This is a genomic window from Agrobacterium sp. 33MFTa1.1 (assembly GCF_004328495.1).
Classification (GTDB): domain Bacteria; phylum Pseudomonadota; class Alphaproteobacteria; order Rhizobiales; family Rhizobiaceae; genus Agrobacterium; species Agrobacterium pusense.
The window spans coordinates 803997-825627 of record NZ_CP036358.1 but is presented as its reverse complement, the minus strand read 5'-3'; the positions used below and the strand labels follow the sequence as shown (position 1 = coordinate 825627).

At 59.3% G+C, this 21631-nt stretch carries 21 protein-coding genes; 6 read left to right on the top strand and 15 right to left on the bottom strand.

Annotated features, from left to right (window positions below):
* Positions 1-113: 113 nt before the first annotated feature.
* The 11 genes from EYD00_RS04175 to EYD00_RS04125 all read right to left on the bottom strand — a co-directional run bounded on the left by EYD00_RS04175 (position 114) and on the right by EYD00_RS04125 (position 10322).
* The gene (locus EYD00_RS04175; RefSeq protein ID WP_022555986.1) at positions 114-1343 is read right to left on the bottom strand and encodes an MFS transporter; all 1230 of its coding nucleotides are present in this window, start codon (positions 1341-1343) and stop codon (positions 114-116) included.
* Between the two features lie 22 nt (positions 1344-1365).
* Positions 1366-1863, bottom strand: a complete 498-nt coding sequence (gene nusB / locus EYD00_RS04170) for a transcription antitermination factor NusB (RefSeq protein ID WP_004441180.1) — start codon at positions 1861-1863, stop codon at positions 1366-1368.
* 4 nt (positions 1864-1867) lie between these two features.
* On the bottom strand, positions 1868-2314 hold the full coding sequence (ribH, locus tag EYD00_RS04165; protein ID WP_004441178.1) for a 6,7-dimethyl-8-ribityllumazine synthase: 447 nt from the start codon (positions 2312-2314) through the stop codon (positions 1868-1870).
* Between the two features lie 162 nt (positions 2315-2476).
* Positions 2477-3109 carry a LysE family translocator gene (locus EYD00_RS04160; protein ID WP_004441175.1) on the bottom strand — a complete coding sequence of 211 codons (633 nt, stop codon included), beginning with the start codon at positions 3107-3109 and terminating at the stop codon, positions 2477-2479.
* A 296-nt stretch (positions 3110-3405) separates the two neighbouring features.
* A complete protein-coding gene (locus tag EYD00_RS04155; RefSeq protein WP_004441174.1) occupies positions 3406-4017 on the bottom strand; it encodes a riboflavin synthase in 612 nt (203 codons plus the stop codon).
* The gene (gene ribD / locus EYD00_RS04150) at positions 4017-5261 is read right to left on the bottom strand and encodes a bifunctional diaminohydroxyphosphoribosylaminopyrimidine deaminase/5-amino-6-(5-phosphoribosylamino)uracil reductase RibD (protein ID WP_034495789.1); all 1245 of its coding nucleotides are present in this window, start codon (positions 5259-5261) and stop codon (positions 4017-4019) included. The genes EYD00_RS04155 and ribD overlap by 1 nt, the downstream gene beginning before the upstream one ends.
* Before the next feature lie 2 nt (positions 5262-5263).
* The gene (gene nrdR, locus EYD00_RS04145) at positions 5264-5743 is read right to left on the bottom strand and encodes a transcriptional regulator NrdR (RefSeq protein ID WP_003512508.1); all 480 of its coding nucleotides are present in this window, start codon (positions 5741-5743) and stop codon (positions 5264-5266) included.
* Positions 5744-5755: 12 nt separating this feature from the next.
* Complete coding sequence (gene glyA / locus EYD00_RS04140; RefSeq protein ID WP_004441171.1) at positions 5756-7045, bottom strand: serine hydroxymethyltransferase; 1290 nt, start codon at positions 7043-7045, stop codon at positions 5756-5758.
* A gap of 389 nt (positions 7046-7434) precedes the next feature.
* The gene (locus EYD00_RS04135) at positions 7435-8766 is read right to left on the bottom strand and encodes a L,D-transpeptidase family protein (protein ID WP_004441170.1); all 1332 of its coding nucleotides are present in this window, start codon (positions 8764-8766) and stop codon (positions 7435-7437) included.
* A 374-nt stretch (positions 8767-9140) separates the two neighbouring features.
* Positions 9141-9650, bottom strand: coding sequence for a transcriptional regulator LdtR (gene ldtR, locus EYD00_RS04130; protein ID WP_026363448.1), 510 nt, complete (start codon positions 9648-9650; stop codon positions 9141-9143).
* A gap of 234 nt (positions 9651-9884) precedes the next feature.
* Entirely contained in the window at positions 9885-10322 is a 438-nt protein-coding gene (locus EYD00_RS04125) for a DUF6163 family protein (RefSeq protein ID WP_006700200.1), read from the bottom strand.
* Between the two features lie 174 nt (positions 10323-10496).
* On the opposite strand from EYD00_RS04125, the gene hemB reads away from it, so the two are divergent.
* The 5 genes from hemB (at position 10497) to EYD00_RS04100 (ending at position 13706) form a co-directional block, all read left to right on the top strand.
* Positions 10497-11510 carry a porphobilinogen synthase gene (hemB, locus tag EYD00_RS04120; RefSeq protein ID WP_004441167.1) on the top strand — a complete coding sequence of 338 codons (1014 nt, stop codon included), beginning with the start codon at positions 10497-10499 and terminating at the stop codon, positions 11508-11510.
* Between the two features lie 95 nt (positions 11511-11605).
* Positions 11606-12064, top strand: a complete 459-nt coding sequence (locus EYD00_RS04115) for an RDD family protein (protein ID WP_004441165.1) — start codon at positions 11606-11608, stop codon at positions 12062-12064.
* A gap of 176 nt (positions 12065-12240) precedes the next feature.
* Positions 12241-12999, top strand: coding sequence for an arginyltransferase (locus EYD00_RS04110; RefSeq protein WP_004441164.1), 759 nt, complete (start codon positions 12241-12243; stop codon positions 12997-12999).
* Between the two features lie 99 nt (positions 13000-13098).
* Positions 13099-13320 carry an AbrB/MazE/SpoVT family DNA-binding domain-containing protein gene (locus EYD00_RS04105; protein WP_004441162.1) on the top strand — a complete coding sequence of 74 codons (222 nt, stop codon included), beginning with the start codon at positions 13099-13101 and terminating at the stop codon, positions 13318-13320.
* Positions 13317-13706, top strand: a complete 390-nt coding sequence (locus EYD00_RS04100) for a type II toxin-antitoxin system death-on-curing family toxin (RefSeq protein ID WP_004441159.1) — start codon at positions 13317-13319, stop codon at positions 13704-13706. The genes EYD00_RS04105 and EYD00_RS04100 overlap by 4 nt, the downstream gene beginning before the upstream one ends.
* Positions 13707-13772: 66 nt before the next feature.
* Here EYD00_RS04100 and parC read toward each other — a convergent pair whose 3' ends face one another.
* On the bottom strand, positions 13773-16025 hold the full coding sequence (gene parC, locus EYD00_RS04095) for a DNA topoisomerase IV subunit A (RefSeq protein WP_004441156.1): 2253 nt from the start codon (positions 16023-16025) through the stop codon (positions 13773-13775).
* 229 nt (positions 16026-16254) lie between these two features.
* Between parC and EYD00_RS04090 the strand changes: the two genes are divergently transcribed.
* Entirely contained in the window at positions 16255-17445 is a 1191-nt protein-coding gene (locus EYD00_RS04090; protein ID WP_004441154.1) for an aq_1923 C-terminal domain, read from the top strand.
* Between the two features lie 150 nt (positions 17446-17595).
* Here the strand turns inward: EYD00_RS04090 and creD are convergent, their stop codons facing one another.
* From creD to aspS, 3 genes are all read right to left on the bottom strand, one after another.
* On the bottom strand, positions 17596-19047 hold the full coding sequence (gene creD / locus EYD00_RS04085; RefSeq protein ID WP_004441152.1) for a cell envelope integrity protein CreD: 1452 nt from the start codon (positions 19045-19047) through the stop codon (positions 17596-17598).
* Positions 19048-19277: 230 nt separating this feature from the next.
* The gene (locus tag EYD00_RS04080; protein ID WP_022555974.1) at positions 19278-19754 is read right to left on the bottom strand and encodes an FUSC family protein; all 477 of its coding nucleotides are present in this window, start codon (positions 19752-19754) and stop codon (positions 19278-19280) included.
* A 2-nt stretch (positions 19755-19756) separates the two neighbouring features.
* Entirely contained in the window at positions 19757-21544 is a 1788-nt protein-coding gene (gene aspS, locus EYD00_RS04075) for an aspartate--tRNA ligase (RefSeq protein ID WP_004441151.1), read from the bottom strand.
* Positions 21545-21631: the final 87 nt, after the last annotated feature.

Sequence of the window (21631 nt, the reverse complement as noted above, 5' to 3'; positions counted from 1 at the left end):
TTGGGCATTTGTTCCCCTCCCAAGGAAAAATGTCCTCGACGGGAGATTGCGTTGGCGCGACGTCTCGCGTCAAGCCCACAAATTTGCCTGAAACTTGAAAGGCGTAGCGCCGGCTATGCGACTGAGGCCGCTTTTCTGCGTGCCGTGAAGATGAGCGACAGCACCAGCAGGAGGCAAAGCCCTGAAACGGGCCAGATGACGAGGTTCATGACCGACCAGCCCCATGCCGTGAAGACCTTGCCGGAGGAGAAGGATGACAGGGCAACCGTGCCGAACAGCACGATATCGTGAAATCCCTGCACCTTGTCCGCTTCATGCGGGCGGTAACTTGACGTGATGATGGCGGTCGCGCCGATGAAACCGAAATTCCAGCCAAGCCCGAGCAGAATCAGCGCCGTCCAGAAATTCCACAATTCGATGCCCATGTGGGCGACGATGGCACAGGCCATCAGCACGATGAGGCCGGAAGCGACAATCTTTTCCGCGCCGAACCGGGAAATCAGCATCCCGGTGAAGAAACTCGGACCGAACATGGCAAGGACGTGCCACTGGATGCCGAGCGTGGCGAGTTCGGTCGGGAAACCGCAGCCGACCACCATGGCAAGCGGTGCGCCGGTCATCATGAAGGTCATCAGCGCATAAGAGCCGATGCCGCAGATCATGCCGGTGACGAAACGCTGCGTGCGGACGATTTCAGAAAGCGGCCTTGCCGATTCAACATGGGTGGCGGCCTTGGGATCGGGCAACTTCAAAAACGCCAGAATGGCGATCGAAACGAGCCCCAATGGCACGAGCGCCATGAAAGCGCCGGCAAAGGTGACCGGCGCCAGCAGGTCCTTGCCGAAGATGGCGAGCTGCGGTCCGACAATGGCGGAGATGATACCGCCCGCAAGTATCCAGGAGATAGCCTTGGGTTTGTAGAAGGACGGCGATGCGTCGGCTGCGGCAAATCGGATCTTCTGCGTAAAGCCGCCGGAAATGCCGATCAGCAGCAGGCCGACGGCAAAAAGCCAGAAATCCGACCGGAAGAGCGCGACCGCAGCAACTCCGCCGCCGATCGAGCACATCAGTGCGCCGACCATGAAGCCAGCCTTGCGACCGAGGAAACGGGATGCGGCCGCCACGCAGATCGCGCCAAGCGCCACACCGATATTAAACCCGGTAAGCGGTGCGGTCGCCAGCGACTTGTCGGCGCCAAGCAGTTGGTACCCTGCGAGCGCGCCGACGGAAAAGCTCATGGGCGCGGCCGATCCCATGATCGCCTGCGCCATGGTGAGGAGGAAGACGTTGCGCTTCGCCTCGTCCAGTTGACCTTCAAGTCCGGGGACGGAAACGGCGCTCATCTCTTCCTCATCTGCTTTTAGTTCAGCGTTTTGCCTCGCCGCGCACCTGCTTGGCAATGCGGTCAAGAACCGCATTCACCAGCTTCGGCTCGTCATGCTCGAAGAAAGCGCGGGCGATTTCAACATATTCCGTGACAATGACGGCGACCGGCACGTCCTTGCGCTCGAGAATCTCGAAAGTTCCTGCACGCAGGATAGCGCGGACGGTGGCATCGAGTCGCGACAGCGGCCAGTCTTCTAGAAGGGCGGAGCGCACCAGCGGGTCGATCTTCGTCTGGTCACGCACGACGCCCGAGACGATCGAACGGAACCACGACGGGTCGGCCTTGAGATAGGTATCGCCATCGACTTCCTGGCCGAGACGATGCGCTTCATATTCAGCGACGACTTCCATAACGCCGGTTCCGCCGACATCCATCTGATAAAGCGCCTGCACGGCCGCAAGGCGGGCTGCGCCGCGCTGATTGGCGGGCTTTACCGAAGGCTGGCGCGGTTCACCGCCATTTTCCACATTAGACATGCGTTCAGCCACCCAGTTTTTTCTTCAACTCGATCATCGTGAGCGCCGCACGGGCAGCGAAACCACCCTTATCCTTGTCGGAGCGGCGCACGCGCGCCCAGGCCTGCTCGTCGTTCTCGACGGTGAGGATGCCGTTGCCGATCGGCAGCGATTCGCTGACGGCCAGATCCATCAGGGCGCGGGAAGATTCGTTGGCGACGATATCGAAGTGATAGGTCTCACCACGAATGACCATGCCGAGTGCGACAAAACCGTCATATTCGGTGCCGTCATTGTCGGCGCCATCAAGCGCCATGGCGATGGCGGCCGGGATTTCGAGCGCGCCGGGAACGGTGATGACGTCATAGGTGGCGCCGGCTTCATCGAGCGCGAACTTCGCGCCTTCAAGAAGGGCATCCGCCATATCGTCATAAAAACGTGCTTCCACGATAAGAAGATGGGGTTTGGACATGATATTTCCTGAAAAGCTTGATGCCGGATCATACCGGCTTTTGCGGCGGTCAAACCACGGCTGGCCGTTTTTGGCAAGTAATTTCATGTGTCGACGGCGCAAGCGGCCGCGTTTGCAGGGCATTTGGCCGGGTTTTGCGCTCCCGGCGCGGCTCCCCGTGACTCAGGTTTTCTGGAAAGCGAGATGGACGCCGAGCCCCATCAGCACCGTTCCGGCAGCACGGCGGACAAGCATCTGCACCGCTCTCGAACGCTTCAAGCGCCCGACCATTGCGCCTGCCACAAGCACGCCGACGAGATCGGCGGAGGAGAAAATGAAATTGACGGCGATGCCAAGGATCAGGAACTGCAGCCAGACGGGAAAGGCGGCGGCCGGATCGACGAATTGCGGCAGGAAAGCCAGAAAGAACAGCGCTGTCTTCGGGTTGAGTATATCAACGATGATGCTGTCGATGAAGGCGCGGCGTGCCAATTTCGGCTCGATGGTCAGATTGACCGCCTCGCCTTCCATCTTGCTGCGCAACATCGAGAAGCCGAGCCAGACGAGATAAAGCGCGCCACAGAGCTTCACGGCGAGATAGAGCCACGGAACCGCCTGAAACAACACCGAGAGACCGGCCGCAGAGGCGAAGATGTGGACATAGCAGCCGACATGGATGCCGAGCACTGCCATCAACCCGGCAAACCGGCCGCGCGCCATGGTCTGCGCCGCCGCGTAAAGCATGGCCGGACCGGGGATATAGGCGAACAGGGCGGTGGTTATGAAAAAGGCGGTCAGCAGTTCGAAGGAAGGCATGATGTATTTCCCCTACCCCGTTTGGCTCGCGATCGATTTCAAACGGCCCAAAAGTCCTATAGCGTTTCCAGCTTCATCGGAAGCGGGTGCTTGAGAACAATTGCTATAGGCCGCGATTTCAGGTGTTGGCCACTCCCCTTTCCGTCATTCCGGCCTTGAGCCGGAATCCAGTCGACGCGCGTCTGCGCGGCGGGAAAAGTTCTTTCAGCCCAAAGACTTGGGTGACTGGATTCCGGCTCGAGGCCGGAATGACGGAGGAGGCGTCGGTGCGTCCTCCTCTCCAAAGCATCGTCACATTACGCCGAGGGGAATTCCGCAAGCCGCGCGGCGTAACGCGCCATGGTGTCGACCTCGAAATTGACGAAATCGCCCGTCTGGCGCTCACCCCAGGTGGTGACGGAAAGCGTGTGGCGGATCAACAGCACGTCGAAATCGGTGCCATCAACGGCGTTCACGGTGAGCGATGTGCCGTCGAGCGCCACGGAGCCCTTGGGGGCAACGAATTTCGCCAGATGTTCCGGCGCGCGCAGGCGGATGCGCACAGCCTCGCCCTCCGGCTCAACCGACAGGATTTCCGCCTTGCCGTCCACATGGCCGGAAACGATGTGACCGCCAAGCTCATCGCCGATCTTGAGCGCCCGCTCCAGGTTGACGTGCGTGCCCTTTTGCCAGCTGGCAATCGTCGTCAGGCGCAGCGCCTCTTCCCAGGCCTCGACCTCGTACCAACGCTCATTGCTGCCATCATCAGGCAGTCTCGTCACCGTCAGGCAGACGCCGCCATGGGAGATGGACGCGCCCATATCGATGGTCTTGGGGTCGTAATTTGTAGCCACCCGCAGACGCACGCCTTCGGCCAGAGCTTCCAGCTCGGAAACGGTTCCGACGTCGGTGACAATTCCGGTAAACATCAAATCGGCCTTTCATAATTAAAGCAGCGATCCGGCCCGTAGGTGGTTTCACTGATCAGAGCATAGTCGCCCTTGATGTCGGCACGGCTGAGCGGCGTTTCAATGCCGCCCTTGCCGATCACGACGGGGCTTTCAAACAGCATGATACGATCCACCAATCCAGCTTCAAGGAATGATTTTGCGGCAAAGGCGCCGCCTTCAACCAGAAGTTCCGACATGCCGCTTTCGGCAAGGATGTGGAGGAGGTTTTCGAACGTGGGGGCTTCGAGGATTTCGACGCCGGCGTTGGTCAGGAGTTGGCGGCGGAGGTCGAGGTTACCCCCCTCTGCCCTGCCGGGCATCTCCCCCTCAAGGGGGGAGATTGGCAAGGGGCTGTCCGCTCGTTCAAATTGTGCCCTATAGGCACCCTCTCCAGCCGTCGATGCAGGGCGAAGCAGCGCTCCATCGATCTCCCCCCTTGAGGGGGAGATGCCCGGCAGGGCAGAGGGGGGTAAAGCGGCAACCACCACCGGAACTTCCCGCGCACTCCGCACCAGTTTCGACGTCAATGGCAATTCAAATTGCCGATCCAGCACGATCCGCACAGGCGAGCGGTTTTCCAAACCGGCAATGCGCACGGTCAGCTCAGGATCATCCGCGATAGCGGTCCTGATACCAACGAGAATGCAGTCGCAGCGCGCCCGAAGTTGGTGCACTGCATGGCGTGACTCAGGGCCGGTAATGGCAATCTGCCCCTCACCTTGCCTGCCGATCATTCCGTCAGCAGAAACCGCAAGCTTCAGAATCACATGCGGTCTTTTCTTTACCTGTCTTGTGAGGTAACCGGCGAGCGCCCGTTGGGCTTCGGCACGCAGCAGACCGGTTTCCACCACGATACCAGCATCGCGCAATATCTGATAACCACGGCCGGAGACGCGCTCATCCGGATCGTCCACCGCGACCACGACACGGGCAACGCCATATTCCACCAGCGCGTTGGCGCAGGGCGGGGTTTTGCCCCAGTGTGAACAGGGTTCGAGCGTCACGTAGGCGGTCGCGCCGCGTGCCGTCTCTCCGGCCAGTTCCAGCGCCTGGCGTTCGGCGTGGGGGCGTCCGCCGATGGCGGTCACGGCCTCGGCGATGATTTGTCCGTCCTTGACGAGAACACAGCCGACCGAGGGGTTGGTCAGCGTCTGGCCCTGGTGGCGAAGCGAAACCTCGATGGCCCGCGCCATGAACCTTTCGTCATCGGCACGGCTCATCACGTCTATGCTCCAGCGTCGGTATCGCGCGCGATCTTGGCGTTGATTTCGGCAATCACGTTCTCGAAATCCTCGGCATGGCTGAAATCGCGATAGACCGAAGCATAACGAACGAAGGCGACGTCATCGAGGCTTTTCAGTGCTTCCAAAACCTGAAGACCGATTTCTTCCGAGGGAATTTCCGTCTCGCCGGAGCTTTCGAGGCGACGGGCAATGCCCGACACGGCGCGTTCGATCCGGTCTCGATCAACCGGCCGCTTGCGCAGCGCGATCTCGAACGAGCGCACCAGCTTTTCGCGGTCGAAAGGAAGCTTGCGGCCGCTTTTCTTGATGACCATCAGCTCGCGCAGTTGCACGCGCTCATAGGTCGTAAAACGGCCGCCGCAATCCGGGCAGATGCGCCGCCGGCGGATGGAGGTGTTGTCCTCCGCCGGACGCGAGTCCTTGACCTGTGTGTCTTCGGAACCGCAGAATGGGCAGCGCATCGTCTTCTTTCCTTACATGTACGGATACATCGGGAAACGGTCCGTCAGGCCGACGACCTTTTCACGCACCGCAGCCTCGACGGAGGCATTGCCTTCATCCGAATTAGCGACCTTCAAACCATCGAGAACCTCAACGATCAGCTTGCCGATTTCGCGGAATTCCGCTTCCTTGAAACCGCGCGTCGTGCCGGCCGGCGTGCCGAGACGGACACCAGAGGTAACGAAGGGCTTTTCCGGGTCGAAGGGAATGCCGTTCTTGTTGCAGGTGATGTAGGCGCGACCAAGGGCTGCCTCCGCACGCTTGCCGGTGGCGTTCTTCTTGCGAAGGTCGACCAGCATCAGGTGGTTGTCGGTACCGCCGGAAACGACATCAAGACCGCCTTCAACCAGGGTTTCGGCCAGCGCCTTGGCGTTCTTCACGACCTGTGCGGCATAATCCTTGAACTCGGGCTTCAGCGCTTCACCGAAGGCAACAGCCTTGGCGGCGATGACGTGCATCAGCGGGCCGCCCTGCAGGCCGGGGAAGACGGCGGAGTTGAACTTCTTCGCCAGATCCTCGTCGTTGGTGAGGATCATGCCACCGCGCGGGCCGCGCAGGGACTTGTGCGTCGTCGTGGTTGCGACGTGGCAGTGCGGGAACGGCGACGGGTGCTGGTCACCAGCCACGAGACCGGCGATGTGAGCCATGTCGACCATGAGGTAAGCGCCGACTTCGTCAGCGATTTCGCGGAAGCGCTTCCAGTCCCACACGCGCGAATAGGCGGTGCCGCCGGCGAGAATGAGCTTCGGCTTATGTTCCTTGGCCTTGCGCTCCACTTCGTCCATATCGAGCAGGTTATCGCCTTCGCGCACGCCGTAGGACACGACGTTGAACCACTTGCCGGACATGTTGACCGGGGAACCATGCGTCAGGTGACCTCCCGAATTCAGATCGAGACCCATGAAGGTGTCGCCCGGCTGCAGCAGCGCGAGGAACACGGCCTGGTTCATCTGCGAGCCGGAATTCGGCTGAACGTTGGCGAAGTTGACGCCGAACAGCTTCTTGGCGCGTTCGATGGCGAGTTCTTCAGCAATGTCGACGAACTGGCAGCCGCCGTAATAACGCTTGCCCGGATAACCTTCCGCATATTTGTTCGTCATGATCGAACCCTGTGCTTCGAGCACTGCACGGGAAACGATGTTTTCCGAGGCAATCAGTTCGATCTCGTGGCGCTGGCGGCCCAGTTCCTTCTCGATCGCGCCGAAAATTTCCGGATCGACATCGGCAAGCGGACTGGAGAAGAAAGCATCTGTGTTCGACATGGTGAAGGCTCCTGAAACAGTAATGCGATGGCGTCTTAGCGCCCTGCCCGAACAAGAGCAATACGGAGAGCGAGATTTGCCCGTCAAACTGCGACGTCGCGACGAAAAGTGGCAGTTGTTTTTATGAAGGCAGCGATGAGAGGAGAAAAAGCCGCACGCAGCGGGAGGATCAGACTTGTGAGGAAAGGCGACAAGCTTTGCTCCCGTCATGCCGGACTAGATCCGGCATCCAGCCACGGCGCGTCTGCGCCGTGAAAGGACTCTCTCGCGATCAAGGACTTGATCGCACTGGACCCCGGATCAGGTCCGGGGTGACGGCGTATGAGGCTACGCCGTACTCGGCGAAGCGCGGCCTTCATTCGTGATAAGAAACTGACAGCAATGCCCGATCAGTTGCGCGGCAGCAGATCGTCGTCCACGGCACCGGCCGGCTGTTCCATGCCCGCCGTCGTGTTCAGCGCCAGTTCGGCATTGCCGTCCTTGCCGTAGATATCGTCGCGGAACTGAACCACGCCGTCCTTCGCCGACCATGCGGTGATGTAGACGAAGTAGACGGGCACTTCCTGTGCGAGCTTGATCGGCGTGTTGACGCGCGAGGCAATGACGCGTTCCATTTCTTGGCGCGACCAGCCGGGCGTATCGCGCAGCAGCCACGACGTCAGGTCGCGCACGTTCTGCACGCGGACGCAACCGGAGGACTCGAAGCGCATCAGCTTGTTGAACAGGCCCTGCTGCGGCGTGTCGTGCATGTATTCGTTGTTCGGATTGTGGAAGTTGATCTTCGTCGAGGACATGGCGTTGATCTTGCCGGGGTCCTGGCGGAACATCAGGTTCGGCGCTTTCGGCGCGAACCAGTCGACCGTGGTCGGCGAGACTTCCTGTCCCTTGCCGTCGATAAGGCGGATATTGTTCCGCTCCAGATAGGTCGGATCCTTCTGCATCAGCGGCACGATGTCCTTTTCGACGATCGAGCGCGGTGCGGTCCAATAGGGGTTGAGGATGACCTCGTAAATCTTCGAATTGATAACGTGCGTCGGACGGCTGGCGCGGCCGACAACGGCAGTGTTGCGCAGCACGACGCGTTCGTTTTCAACGGCTTCAATGGCGGCGGCCGGAATGTTCACCATCAGGTGACGCTGTCCGAGATCGCCGGACATGGACTGGATGCGCACGAGGTTGGTCTGCAGCTGCGCGAGACGGATCTGCGCGGACACATTGAGAGCCTTGGTGGTATATTCGCCGCTGACGCCGTCAGCCGGAAGGCCATGACGGGCCTGGAAACGCTTCAGCGCGCCATCGACATAGGAGTCGAAGGCGCTGGAAATGCCGGCTTCACGCGGCAGGTCGCCCGATACCATCAGTCGCTGGCGCAGTGCCTGAACGGAGGGATCGGAGACGCCGATCTGCAGACGCTGCTGCGACGCCGGAACTTCCGGCCAGCCGCCATTCTGCACGATCTGCTGATATTGCATGATCGCCTGCTGCATATAGACGGGGGCTTCGCGGCCGAGGACCGGATTGTTGGAAACGACGCCCACAGCCGAACGCGACGTATTGGCGTCGAACTGGTCATCCCAGTTGCCGCGGCGCGAGGAACCCATGAGATCGTTAAGCGCGTCCTGCGCCAAGGCCGGCGCAGCGAGCGCGGCGACACCAGCGGAAACGGCCGAGCGCAGAAGCGTGCGGCGCGATACGGAATTGGAAACGGATGTCTTTGTCATTCTACCTACCAGCCACTCTATTCGGCATTCTCTATAATGCCTAAATCAATATGATTAACAAACACGTACAACGTGCCTGCCGGCCTGGAATACTCGACACCCATCGCCTGGGCGCTATTGTCTGGCAGAACGGTCGGGACTTGCCGCGACAGCAGGAGAAACAGCCGGCTCCTCAAGCTTTGCGGGTCCCATATCAATATGGCCAATTCGTGTCACGGGCCATTTCTCACGAAGCTGTGTATGCCCCACAAAACAGGGTTCCTACGAGCTTTGCAGGTTGGGCTTGACATGAAGAAACGGCAGAGATGTAGCCGCCGAATCCGCAGGCCGGGAGCAAGAATGCCCCCGGCCTAAACAGTGAAACCGTCGCGGCATTACAGGCGGTAAGCGATCGAGTCGTTCCAGAAGCGATCGAGGCGCTGCAGCAGCTTGTTCATTTCGGAGAACTCACCGGTGCCGATGCCGCCGACCTTTTCGATCGAGCCGACGTGGCGTTCATAAAGGCGGGCAACCGTTTCGGCGATTTCCTGGCCCTTTTCGGTCAGGCTGATGCGAACCGAGCGGCGATCGACGCGAGAGCGCTGGTGGTTGATGAGACCAAGGTCGACCAGCTTCTTGACGTTGTAGGAAACGTTTGAGCCGAGATAATAACCACGCGAACGAAGCTCGCCGGCGGTCAGTTCAGAATTGCCGATGTTGAACAGCAGCAGGGCCTGAACGGCGTTGACGTCATCGCGACCCTGGCGGTCGAACTCATCCTTGATGACATCGAGGAGACGGCGGTGGAGACGTTCCACCAGATGCAGCGACTCCATGTAGAGCGAGCGGATGGTATCTTCATGTGCATCGGCAACAACGGCCTGGGGCTTAACTTTGCTATTGATCATGACTGCCTCACTGTTTTGTTTGGCGGTGTGTTTGTTTGTCTCCCGCCTTGAGTGAGAACCTAATCAATGCGCATAAAATTCTACTTAAAAGCTACGATTAACAAATGGTTACCTGCATTTTGCCTGGAGGCCCCAACTTGTGGCGAAGCGGGAATGCCTGACAGGCGATCGTTATAAATCAATGGGTTAGATATGAAATTCGGCCGCAAATCAGGCCGAATTGCTTTATTCTTATGGTAAATCAATTCTTGCCCGTTCTTCATTCTGCCGCTGATCCAGCCAGAAAGCGACCAGGAATAGTATATAAATGGTTGCCACGAGACCGTGCATGACGGGCACCAGCGTGTTGGCGCCGAAGATGTGGGGCCACACCTTGTACATCGCGATCTGCGTGCCCGCGCCCATCACCCACATGACAGCGCCCCAGGAGGCGCCGAGCCAAAGGCCGAGGGCGGCGACCGGGAAAATGACGGCAAGCGCGCTGCCGGCCACACGCCAGGGCAGGTTCAGCATATCGAACCTGCCGTGACCGCCCAGAGAATAGCCCGTCAGCATTGCCCAATATTGCAGCCCGAACCAGAAACACGAAACCGCGACCAGCCTCATGAAGACCAGAAACAGGATTTCAGTGAGCGGGCGCTTCGGCAGAGGTTGAGAATCAGGTTCCATGGCCGGAAGATACGGTCTCGACGAACGGGCGACCAGCCCATACTGAATTCCGCCGCCTGCCTTGTCAAAGCATCATCGTCATTGCCGGACGGCAATGAGGGAAGATTGTCGCATTCGCATGCGCCGCGCTTCATGGTATGCAGCCTTCCAAATTTGATCGAAGGACATTCTGACATGCAGGACAAAACCCACCTGGTCGACGAAATCACCGGCCATCGCCGCATGCGTCGCAATCGCAAGGCGGATTGGACGCGCCGTCTGGTACAGGAAAGCCGCCTCACTGTGGACGACCTGATCTGGCCGGTCTTCATCGTGCCGGGCAGCAATATTCTGGAGCCCATTCCGGCGATGCCTGGCGTCAACCGCATGAGCGTCGACAGACTGGTCGAAGCGGCGAAGGAAGCCGCCGATCTCGGCATTCCGGCAATCGCCACCTTCCCGAATGTCGAGATGGAATTGCGGGACGAGACCGGCTCGAACGCGCTTGAGGCCAATAACCTCATCAATCAGGCGACTGCCGCCGTCAAGAAAGCCGTTCCCAATATTGGCATGATCACCGACGTGGCGCTCGACCCATTCACCAGCCACGGGCATGACGGCATTCTGCGCGGCAACGAGATCGTCAACGATGAGACCGTGGAACAGGTCGTCAAGGCGGCGATCCTGCAGGCGGAAGCCGGATCGGACATTATTTCTCCTTCTGAGATGATGGACGGCCGTATCGGCGCCATCCGCCGCGGCCTTGATGCGGCCGGGCACCAGAATGTCGGGATCATGGCCTATGCGACAAAGTTCTCATCCGGCTATTACGGCCCCTATCGCGAGGCGATTTCCACCGCCGGCCTGCTGAAGGGCGACAAGGCAAGCTACTACATCAGCCCTGCCAACGGCATGGAGGCCATCCGCGACGCGGCGCTCGATGTGGAAGAAGGCGCGGACATGCTGATGGTCAAGCCCGGCCTGCCCTATCTCGACATCTGCTGGCGGCTGAAGGAGAATTTCGGCCTGCCGACCTTTGCCTATCAGGTCTCCGGCGAATATACCCAGATCAAGGCTGCGGCGATGAACGGCTGGATCGACGGCGAGCGGGTGATGATGGAAACGCTTCTCTGTTTCAAGCGTGCAGGTTGCGACGGCATTCTGACTTATTTCGCCATCGAAGCCGCACACAAACTCAACAGGGGCTAAGGCCAGCGCTTATTGTATTCGGTGGTTCCTTACCCATATTGTTGCTGACACGGCACTCATGCCGAGCTGTCAGTTCCTTCAGGAGAAAACGACCGATGAGCCTCGACCAGAACCCCACCTATGCCGCACCGGATGACTGGCGCGCCTATAGCGGCGTCCTGAGCCGACGGGTCTTTGCGTTCCTGATCGATTACGCAATCGTTCTCCTCCTGTGCATCCCGGCCGCCGTGATTGTCATCTTTCTCGGCATTATCACGCTGGGTCTCGGCTTCATTCTCCTGCCTTCGCTCTTCATTATCGTTGCGGTACTCTATTTCGGCATGACGCTCGGAGGCCCGTCGCAGGCCACCCCCGGTATGCGGGCGATGGGTATTGCGATGGCGCGCATGGACGGGCGGCGAATCGATTTCCTGCTGTCCACCGTTCACATCGTGCTTTTCTGGGTCATCAACTCGGTTTTGACGCCGCTGATCCTGCTTGCCGGCCTGTTTACGGAGCGCTCGCGCCTCGTTCACGACTTCCTGCTCGGCACCGTCATCGTCAGAACACGCTAATATTACGGAAAGCCACGGAAACGTGGCTTTCACCCCGCCAAATACCTCATCCCGCAGTTGACGTTTTCCGTCATTTTGCCATTCTGTGACATTATGCATGTCGCTTGAAGCGCCGCCGTCAGCCCCGTGAAATCGCGGCGCGCTTTATAACAGACGCAGGAGGCGATCACGGTTCGATGAACACGCAGGCGACGCCCTCTCCACAATTCTATCTTACGGCGCCGGCCACCTGCCCCTATCTGCCGAACCAGATGGAGCGGAAGGTCTTCACCCATCTGGTTGGCCCGCGCGCCTCGGAAATGAACGACCTTCTGACCCAGGGCGGTTTCAGGCGCTCGCAGAACATCGCTTATCGTCCGGCCTGCGAAAACTGCCGCGCCTGTGTATCCGTGCGGATCCTGACCGAGCAGTTTCAACCGACAAAATCGATGCGACGCGTTCTTGCCGCCAACAAGGATGTCGTCGCCACGGTGCATGCGGCCGAGCCTTCCACCGAACAGTTTGCCCTGTTTCGCCGCTACCTCGACCACCGGCACCAGTCTGGCGGCATGTCCGACATGTCGGCGCTGGATTATGCGATCATGGTGGAAGACACACATGTGAACACCCGCATCATCGAATACCGCGTCCGCGAGCCCGGCTCCGGCATCGATTCCAGCAAACGCGGCGAGCTTCTCGCCGTGGCGCTCAGCGACGTGATGAGCGACGGCCTGTCGATGGTCTATTCCTTCTTCAATCCGGAACTCGAGAAGCGCTCGCTTGGCACCTACATGATCATCGATCATATCACCCGCACCCGTGCGCTCGGCCTGCCACACGTCTATCTCGGCTATTGGGTCGATGGCTCCGAAAAGATGGGCTATAAGACCCGCTACCACCCGCAGGAGCATCTGACGCCGCGCGGGTGGGAGGTTTATACGCCGGAAGATAAGTAACCCGCGTTTGGAAGTGTCATACCGAGAACCTCCGGAAATCGTACATTGTGTACGAATTTCAGCCATGTTATAACCACTGTTATAACAGGAGTTACTACCATGAACATTACGATCCGCAAAATCGGCAATTCCGAAGGCATCCTCATTCCGAAGGAAGTTCTGGATCGCATGGGTCTCAAGGCCGGCGACGCGCTGGAACTCAGAGAAACTGCCGGCAATATCGAACTCATTCCCGAGCATGCGGAAATGAGAGAACAGCTTGAAGCCGCCCGGCGTGGTATGAAAAAATACCATAAAGCTCTGAGAGAACTCGCTAAGTGAGCAATATAAAGTGGCTCTCCCGTGTCGCCATCGAAGTTATACATCAAGAGCAATTAGCCGAACATGGTGGCTTGCCGGGCCTTAAGGATGAAAACGCACTCGAGGCAGCTTTGGCGCGTCCATTGCACAAAGCTGCCTATGGAGAAGAGGAACCGCTGAAACTCGCCGCCGCTTATCTTTACGGTATAGCGCGCAACCATCCCTTTTCCGACGGTAACAAACGGACCGCTTTTCTTGCCGCCTACACCTTCCTTTTTATCAACCGACTTGAAGTCGTTGCCGAACAAGCGGAGATCGTGGCTTTTGTTCTTGATGTCGCGGCAGGTGAGATCGATGAGGACGGCGCATATCTGTTCCTCAAGGACCACGTCATCCCACTCGAATAGACAGAAACGCCGCACATCTTTCCGATGCGCGGCGCTTCATCGATAACCTGTCAATACCAGGCGGCTTTACCCACCAAATTTCCCGCTGCGCGGAAAGCCCTTCGGCACGGTGCGGCCGGCGGTGGCGCGGTCGGCAAGCCATTCGCGCAGTTCTTCACCCACCTTGTTGAAGAGACGCCCGGCCGTGTCGGACCAGCTGAGGCCGTCGGCAAGCGCGAAACATTTCACATCCACGACGCCGCCGTCCTTGTAACGCTGCAGGCGCACGCCCTTGCCGCGCGACATTTCCGGGACCTGCGCCAGCGGGAACGCCAGGAGCTTGCGGTTTTCGCCGACGACAGCGACGTGGTCGCCGGTAACGGGAACCGCGAGCTTGGCCTCATCGGGCATGGATACGTTCATGATCTGCTTGCCCTTGCGGGTATTCGCGACCATTTCGCTTTCCGCCACGACGAAGCCGTTCCCGGCCGTCGAAACGAGCAGCAGCTTGCGCGACGGATCATGCACGAAGGCGGTGAGGACATCCTGATCGTTTTCCATATCGACCATGATGCGGATCGGCTCGCCATGGCCGCGTCCGCCCGGCAGCTTGTCGGCGCCGAGCGTATAGGCCTTGCCACCCGTCGTCAGCAGCAGCAGCTTGTCGGTCGTCTGCGCCGGGAAGGCAAGCTTTGGACCGTCGCCTTCCTTGAAGGTCAGGGTCGAGGTGTCAGACATGTGACCCTTCAGCGCCCGGATCCAGCCCTTCTGCGAGATAACGATGGTGACCGGTTCCTTCTCGATCATCGCCTGCTGAATGGCCTCGATATCGGCGTCAGGAGCGTCGGCAAACTGCGTGCGACGGCGGCCGAGTTCGGTCGCCTTGGCATATTTCTTTTTGACCTCGCCGATTTCCCAGGCGATGGTTTGCCACTGTTTGTCATCAGAGGCGATCAGCGCTTCGATCTCGGCCTTCTCATTCGTCAGTTCGTCGAATTCCTTGCGGATTTCGAATTCCTCTAGCTTGCGCAGGTTGCGCAGCCGCATGTTGAGGATGGATTCGGCCTGCAGGTCCGTCAGCGACCATTTCGCCATCATCACCTGTTTCGGCTCATCCTCCTCGCGGATGATGCGGATCACCTCATCAAGATTAAGATAAGCGACGAGCAGGCCGCCCAGAATTTCCAGTCTGCGATCAATTGCCGCCAGACGATGGCGCGAGCGGCGGACCAGCACGTCCTTGCGGTGCGCCAGCCACTCCGTCAGCACCTCGTTCAGCGCCATCACCTTCGGCACCTTGCCGAGCGACAGCACGTTCATGTTGAGCGGCAGGCGGCTCTCAAGATCGGAGAGACGGAAGAGCGATTCCATCAACAGCGTCGCATCGACGGTGCGGCTCTTTGGCACCAGAACGATACGCACATCCTCGGCGGATTCGTCTCTGACATCCTCCAGAAGCGGCAACTTGCGCGCGATAAGCAGCTCGGCGATCTTTTCGATCAGCCGCGATTTCTGCACCTGGAACGGAATTTCGGTGATGACGATCTGATAACCGCCACGGCCCAGATCTTCCGTTTCCCACTTGGCGCGCACGCGGAAACCGCCACGGCCGGTCTTGTAGGCATCGAGAATATTCTCGCGGCTTTCAACGATCACGCCGCCGGTCGGCAGGTCGGGACCGGGAATGAATTCCACCAGCTTTTCAACGGTCGCATCGGGATGTTTGATGAGGTACAGCGCCGCGTCACACAGTTCATGCGCATTGTGCGGCGGGATCGACGTCGCCATGCCAACAGCGATGCCGGAAGCACCGTTCGCCAGCAGATTGGGGAAAGCGCCGGGCAATACCACCGGCTCGGAATTGGATTCGTCATAGGTGTCGCGGAAATCGACCGCGTCTTCCCCGATACCTTCCAGCAGAAGCTCGGCCACCGCCGTCATCTTGCTTTCGGTGTAACGCATGGCGGCGGGGCTATCACCGTCAATGTTACCGAAGTTGCCCTGCCCGTCGACCAGGGGATAACGCAGCGAGAAATCCTGCGCCAGACGCGCCAGCGCATCATAGATCGCCTGGTCGCCGTGGGGGTGGTAGTTACCCATCACCTCACCGACAATCTTGGCACATTTGCGGAAGGCGGAATTGGGTCTCAGGCCCATTTCGCTCATCGCATAGACAATGCGGCGATGGACCGGCTTCAGGCCGTCGCGGACATCCGGAAGCGCACGATGCATGATCGTGGACAAGGCGTAAGCGAGGTAGCGCTCTTCGAGCGCTGCCTTCAAATCGACCGGATGAATATTATCGTCTCCGCCGGACGGAGGTACAAGATTTTTTCCCATGGTGCTTGACTAGCGGAAATGGCGATTCCCGGCAAGAAACACAGGGGTCGCGGCTGTGGATGAAACCAGCCCTTCCATGCGGTTTTTTGTTAACCGCGCTGCAAATGCCGCAATGCCGCCGTCATGGGAATCGATCTAAATACCCTAGACCTTTGATTATCAGCGAATATAAGTATCACCATTAGCATTAAGGCTCGGTTTGCAGCCGTACGTTGAGGGAAGAAACATCATGAGACTGAAATCCACCCGGCAGGTTCTTTTTGCGAGCGCCGCGCTTCTTGCCCTTTCCGCGCCGGCTTTCGCGCTGGATGGTGGGGATGTGCTGAAGAAGATCAATGCGGCCTATGCCGCGCAGGGCGGTCAAATTGATGCAGGCTCCGTCGCCGTCAACGGCTCGACGGTGACGCTGAACGACGTGACCCTCAGTGCCGCTGCCGACCCGGCCAAGAAAATCCCGGTTGGCAATATCACGCTTGATGGCGTCGAGGAAAACAACGGCGGCTACAAGATCAAGAACGCCCGCTTCGACAATATCGACTACAAGCAGGACAAGGTCGAGATCAAGGCCAGCGACATCTACATGTCCGGCCTCGTCATCCCCGCTGATGCCACCACCGGCACCGTCGATGCGCTGATGTTCTACGACGAAGCCCATAGCGGCCCGATTTCCGTGTCCGTCGACGGGAAGCAGGCTTTCTCGCTCGAGGAAACCAGTGCGACGATGTCGGTCAGCGACGACAAGAACTCGATCGGCTTTGACCTCGACGCCTCCGGCTTCAAGGCCGACCTCAGCGACGTCACCGACCCCGCCACCAAGGATGCAATCGAAAAACTGAAGCTGCAGGCGCTTTCCGGCGACATGACCATGAGCGGCAGCTGGGAAGTGGCTTCCGGCACTGTTGATGTCGAGGAATACGCGATCGACCTCGATGATGTCGGCCGCCTGAACATGTCGTTCGGTTTCTCCGGCTACACGCTCGCCTTCATCAAGTCGATGCAGGAAACGGTGAAGGCGCAGGCTGCCAACCCGAACAAGGAACAGGCAGACCAGGCCGCGAGCCTTGCCATGCTCGGCCTGATGCAGCAACTCTCCTTCGTCAACGCCGAGATCAGCTTCGAAGACGCCAGCATCACCAAGCGCGCGATCGATTATGCGGCGAGCCAGCAGGGTATGACGGGCGACCAGCTTGCACAGACCATCAAGGGCATGGCGCCGATCATGATGGCCTCGCTCAACGTTCCCGAATTGCAGAACATGGTGTCGGCGGCGATCAACACCTATATCGACGATCCGAAGAACTTCTCGATCACGGCAGCGCCGGAAAAGCCGGTCCCCTTCCCCATGATCATGGGCGCTGCCATGGGCGCGCCGAACACCTTGCCGAAAATGCTCGGCGTCACGGTGACGGCAAACGAATAAGACGAAAGAGCCCCGGTCCATTGCACCGGGGCTTTCCTTTTGTGCTCAATTAACATCCGGAAATGTCGTCAGCTCCCGATAACTTATCTCACGATCAACGCCAAAAGCGGGTCGCAGCTTGCGTCCCGCTTTTGGGGGCGGCAGTGGCGCTCAGGCTGTTTCGCCCTGTGCGATTATCCTGCCCTCACCTGCAGTGCCCGCTCCCGACCAGTCAACGCGGCGCGTCGCAAACATTGTGGCGGCTATGGCGATGAACGAGATTACCGCACCGGCCAACAGTGCATATTCATCTTCATTCAGCACCAGGTACATGACGCTGTAGGCGAGTGAGAGCACGCTGAACAGGGCAATGCCGTTCCTTCGGCTACGGGTTGCGCTGCCGAGATAAAAGGAGATCAGCACCGCTGTTGAAAGTGCGGCGGCGACATAAGCAATGGTGAATCCCGTGTGCTCCGAAAGCGCCAGGAGAAGTACATAAAAAACGATCAGCGCCAGCCCTGTCAGCACATATTGTAGCCAGTGCACGATGGTGCCGCCCTTGAGTTCGACGATAAAGACGGCAAGGAAAACGAGAGAGATGAACCCGATCGAATATTTCAGTGTCCGCGCGATGATCTGGTAAAATTTCACTGGCTCTACGAGATTGATTGTCATCAGACTGTTGGAGAGCGGCAATCGCGGGCCTTCAACAACCCGATCCAAGCCCCGTGCGAGATACGGAATGGTCCAACTGGCATTGAACTCCGTGGCGGTGATCGTTTTTTCCTCCGGCAAAAACAGGCCTTCGAAACCCGGATGTGGCCAATTGGCTTTTGCGGCAAAACTCGTCGTCTGACCTGCCGGCGCGACGGCGAAACTGCCCCACCCGTTCAGCGAAAAGGCGATATCGAAGGCAAAGCCGGTTTCAATGAGGCTTCTGTCAATCTGCCTATGCACTCCGGCATCGGACATCATTCGCGCCTGCGGGTCGTCATGCGTTGCCGTTGCGGACATGTCCCGCATGCCGGGATCAAATGGCAGAACGGGCCCGCCGTCTATCCGGACGCCTGCGCTGGACCGGATGCCTGTCATGTCAGCGATATTGAGAACCAGGACGGCGTTATCGAGACGGGGCGTGCCAGCAAAACGGGCGAGATCCGTCAGGATGCCGGAACCAAAGCGACCGGCAAGCGCGAGATCGCCTTTATAAACGGGCAAGCTATAGATCGACAGCTGCTTTTCCTCGGCCTTGAGATCAGCCGTGACCTTTAGTGTTTCCGGCATGACAAGCACCCATTCCGTCACACGATCAACGACGCTTTGGCCATTGACCTCGCGGCGGCGTTCCACATCGAAGGGCACGGCAAGATAAGGTCCATTCACCACCTGATCGCCACCCCATCCATGGGCGATCCGTCCGGATACCTCTTGTGCACGCGAGGCGCGTTCTTCCGTCAATGCCCAGACCAGCAGGAGCGGCACCAGCAAGACCATCGAAATGAAGCCGATCATGACAAATTTCGCGCCCGGCGAGCGCAGCCCGGCCGCGAAATGAGTGCGGTGCGTGGCCGGATGCATATGCCCGGCCGCGATGGCAGGGTCTTTTTCCGTTTGATGAACCATTCTGAAATCCTTACCAATATTATCGCGCGAACCGGATTCAACGTTCGGTCGGCGCCGTCCCAAGTTTAAAATCTGCGTTAGACTTGCATCCTCCTGGTGGACGCAGGGCTATACTGGGATCGGATTTCGGCTGATTATGTGCGGAAGTGGGTTCGACTCGCGGTAAAATTGTGTCTTTGCCGCGTTCGCGAGAAAAAGACGGAAAATTCCTCATCCACCAGTGGTGACGGCTAGAGTTTCAGCCGCTCGCGAAAGAAGACCAGCGCTACGGTGACACCGGTCGCGACACCCACGATCACGTCGATGAAGCGGACAAGGCCGGCAACCTGCGGCCCCATGAGGAGCACGAGCATGGCGGAAGCACCAGCCTGTATCGGTACGACTGGCGGCAGGCCGAACATGGAGGCGAGGATCATGGCGATGAAGGTCGCCGAGGCCAGCCTGATTTCGGCGAAATCATGCGGGACCAGGAGGGCTATTTCCCCGACGAGAATGCCGACGGTGACGCCCACCATCAAGCCGAGGCCCTGACGAACATGGCTTGGAATTCCCGGCGCCAGACAGATGAGCGCGCTGATTGCCGCGAAGACGGGTTGCGGATGGCCTAGCCAGCGATGCGCGACCCAGAACGCAAAAGCGGCCGCAAGCGCGGCCGCCAATGCACGGGTGAAGGCTGCGCGAACACGGTCGAGCAGCGTCTTCAACACGATCAGTCTTTCTTGGACGGAACGACGCGCAGCGCCAGTTCGCGAAGCTGCGTCGGCGTTGCCGGCGACGGCGCGTTCATCAGAAGGTCCTGCGCCTGCTGGTTCATCGGGAACAGCGTGATTTCGCGCAGGTTCTTCGCACCGACCAGCAGCATGACCACACGGTCGATACCGAAAGCGCAACCGCCATGCGGAGGCGCGCCATACTGGAAGGCGCGGTAGAGACCGCCGAAGCGCTCTTCAACGTCGGTCTGCGACAGGCCAACCTTTTCGAAAGCCTTGACCATCAACTCGGGCGACTGGTTACGGATCGAACCGGAGGCGATTTCGAAGCCGTTGCAGACGGCGTCATACTGGAAGGCCTTGATGGAGAGCGGGTCCTGCCCTTCCAGCGCTTCCAGACCACCCTGCGGCATGGAGAAGGGGTTGTGGGCGAAATCGATCTTCTTTTCTTCTTCGTTGTATTCGAAGAAGGGGAAGTCGACGATCCAGCACATTTCGAATCGGTCGCGATCGATCAGGTTCAGTTCATCGGCAGCGCGGGTGCGCGCCTCACCGGCAAACTTGTAGAACTTGGCGGGATCACCGGCGACGAAGAAGCAGGCATCACCTGCCTCGAGGCCGAGCTGCTGGCGCAGCGCCTCGGTGCGTTCCTCGCCAATGTTCTTGGCGAGCGGACCGGAACCGCCGACCTTGCCGTCCTCTTCCTTCCAGAAGATGTAACCGAGGCCGGGCTGACCCTGAGACTGCGCCCAGGCGTTCATGCGGTCGCAGAATGCGCGCGAACCGCCGGTCTTGGCCGGAATTGCCCAGACCTGAACCTTCGGGTTGGAGGCGATCATGTTCGCGAAGACCTTGAAGCCCGAACCATCGAAATGCTCGGTCACGGCCTGCATGACGATCGGGTTGCGCAGGTCCGGCTTGTCGGAGCCGTATTTGCGGATCGCTTCATCATAGGGAATGCGCGGCCACTCTTTGGTGACAGGCTTGCCTTCGGCAAACTTTTCGAAGACGGCAGTCATCATCGGCTCCATCGTGGTCCAGACATCTTCCTGGGTCACGAAGCTCATTTCGACGTCGAGCTGGTAGAATTCGCCCGGCAGGCGGTCGGCGCGCGGGTCTTCATCGCGGAAGCACGGCGCGATCTGGAAGTAACGGTCGAAACCCGCCACCATCAGAAGCTGCTTGTACTGCTGCGGCGCCTGCGGCAGCGCGAAGAACTTGCCCTCATGAATACGCGACGGCACGAGGAAGTCGCGTGCACCTTCCGGCGAGGAGGCCGTGAGGATCGGCGTCGTATATTCGGCAAAGCCGGCATCGGCCATGCCGGTGCGCATGGCGGAGATGATCTGCGTGCGCTTGACAATGTTCTTGTGCAGCGTTTCGCGGCGCAGGTCGAGGAAGCGGTACTTCAGGCGAACGTCTTCCGGATAGTCAGGCTCACCGAAGACCGGCAGCGGCAGCTCCTTGGCGACGCCGAGAACCTCGATCTCCTGAGCGTAAAGTTCGATCTCGCCGGTCGCCATGCCCTTGTTGACGGTGTCTTCCGAACGCGCCTTGACGAGGCCGTCGATGCGGATGACCCATTCGCCGCGTACGGTTTCCGCAACCTTGAAAGCCGGGCTGTCAGGATCGGCAACCACCTGGGTGATGCCGTAATGGTCGCGAAGGTCGATGAAGAGAACGCCGCCATGATCTCGCACGCGATGAACCCAACCGGAAAGGCGAACGGTTTCGCCGACGTCGGACTTGCGGAGAGCGGCACAGGTGTGGCTGCGGTAACGATGCATTTTTTTATCCTGGAACGTGTCGTGGGCCCGTTGGAGGCCAGATGGGCGGCACTGTCGAAATTTGCCGGAAAAGCGCATGGCCAGCCT

What these genes read in the sequence shown, in the direction of transcription:
- EYD00_RS04175 (WP_022555986.1), bottom strand. Translation starts at nt 1,343, where the DNA reads ATGAGCGCCGTTTCCGTCCCCGGACTTGAAGGTCAACTGGACGAGGCG.
- nusB (WP_004441180.1), bottom strand. Translation starts at nt 1,863, where the DNA reads ATGTCTAATGTGGAAAATGGCGGTGAACCGCGCCAGCCTTCGGTAAAG.
- ribH (WP_004441178.1), bottom strand. Translation starts at nt 2,314, where the DNA reads ATGTCCAAACCCCATCTTCTTATCGTGGAAGCACGTTTTTATGACGAT.
- EYD00_RS04160 (WP_004441175.1), bottom strand. Translation starts at nt 3,109, where the DNA reads ATGCCTTCCTTCGAACTGCTGACCGCCTTTTTCATAACCACCGCCCTG.
- EYD00_RS04155 (WP_004441174.1), bottom strand. Translation starts at nt 4,017, where the DNA reads ATGTTTACCGGAATTGTCACCGACGTCGGAACCGTTTCCGAGCTGGAA.
- nrdR (WP_003512508.1), bottom strand. Translation starts at nt 5,743, where the DNA reads ATGCGCTGCCCATTCTGCGGTTCCGAAGACACACAGGTCAAGGACTCG.
- glyA (WP_004441171.1), bottom strand. Translation starts at nt 7,045, where the DNA reads ATGTCGAACACAGATGCTTTCTTCTCCAGTCCGCTTGCCGATGTCGAT.
- EYD00_RS04135 (WP_004441170.1), bottom strand. Translation starts at nt 8,766, where the DNA reads ATGACAAAGACATCCGTTTCCAATTCCGTATCGCGCCGCACGCTTCTG.
- EYD00_RS04125 (WP_006700200.1), bottom strand. Translation starts at nt 10,322, where the DNA reads ATGGAACCTGATTCTCAACCTCTGCCGAAGCGCCCGCTCACTGAAATC.
- hemB (WP_004441167.1), top strand. Translation starts at nt 10,497, where the DNA reads ATGCAGGACAAAACCCACCTGGTCGACGAAATCACCGGCCATCGCCGC.
- EYD00_RS04115 (WP_004441165.1), top strand. Translation starts at nt 11,606, where the DNA reads ATGAGCCTCGACCAGAACCCCACCTATGCCGCACCGGATGACTGGCGC.
- EYD00_RS04110 (WP_004441164.1), top strand. Translation starts at nt 12,241, where the DNA reads ATGAACACGCAGGCGACGCCCTCTCCACAATTCTATCTTACGGCGCCG.
- EYD00_RS04105 (WP_004441162.1), top strand. Translation starts at nt 13,099, where the DNA reads ATGAACATTACGATCCGCAAAATCGGCAATTCCGAAGGCATCCTCATT.
- parC (WP_004441156.1), bottom strand. Translation starts at nt 16,025, where the DNA reads ATGGGAAAAAATCTTGTACCTCCGTCCGGCGGAGACGATAATATTCAT.
- EYD00_RS04090 (WP_004441154.1), top strand. Translation starts at nt 16,255, where the DNA reads ATGAGACTGAAATCCACCCGGCAGGTTCTTTTTGCGAGCGCCGCGCTT.
- creD (WP_004441152.1), bottom strand. Translation starts at nt 19,047, where the DNA reads ATGGTTCATCAAACGGAAAAAGACCCTGCCATCGCGGCCGGGCATATG.
- aspS (WP_004441151.1), bottom strand. Translation starts at nt 21,544, where the DNA reads ATGCATCGTTACCGCAGCCACACCTGTGCCGCTCTCCGCAAGTCCGAC.